Source organism: Schumannella sp. 10F1B-5-1 (genome assembly GCF_006517535.1).
Lineage (GTDB): Bacteria > Actinomycetota > Actinomycetes > Actinomycetales > Microbacteriaceae > Schumannella.
Genome location: NZ_VHQH01000319.1, coordinates 1 through 520, shown reverse-complemented (window position 1 = coordinate 520; position 520 = coordinate 1). Strand labels below are relative to the sequence as shown.

Here is a 520-nt window from a genome sequence, read left to right as displayed (position 1 = left end):
TGGATCTGCCGCAACGTCACCGTCAGCGCCTGATCCGCGACCTCCCTGGCGGACGGCGGACGATGCCGCCAGGCGTGATAGCCCGATTCCGACACGTTCAGCACCCGGCAGACCACCGCGGCAGGGAACCCCTCCGCGGCCAGCTCGCGAACCAGCCGGAACCTCATTTTGGGAGGACGTTCTCCTTCGCGAACAGCGCCGCCGCACGTTTCAGGATCTCGTTCTCCATCTCCAACCGCCGGATCTCGCGCCGCAGCTGGACCACCTCGTCACGATCCGCGCTGCTCACCCCGGCCCGCTCACCAGAATCGACCTGCGCCTGCCGCACCCAGTTCGCCAGCGTCGTCGGCGACACCCCGAGTTGCGCGCCGAGCTTCTCCATCGAGACACCGCCACCGCGATACAACTCCACGGCACGCTCGCGGAACTCACGCGGATACGCATTGTTCTTCGCCATCAGGACTCCATCCCTCGGGCCAACGACCCGATGCTAGGACTCCACCGAACCCGGGACAGGTCA

1 protein-coding gene is annotated in these 520 nt (G+C 66.7%); it reads right to left on the bottom strand.

The window, feature by feature from the left end; genetic code table 11:
* Nucleotides 1-163: 163 nt before the first annotated feature.
* Entirely contained in the window at nucleotides 164-457 is a 294-nt protein-coding gene (locus FJ658_RS15860) for a transposase (protein WP_181408530.1), read from the bottom strand.
* Nucleotides 458-520 lie beyond the last annotated feature (63 nt).

What these genes read in the sequence shown, in the direction of transcription:
- FJ658_RS15860 (WP_181408530.1), bottom strand. Translation starts at nt 457, where the DNA reads ATGGCGAAGAACAATGCGTATCCGCGTGAGTTCCGCGAGCGTGCCGTG.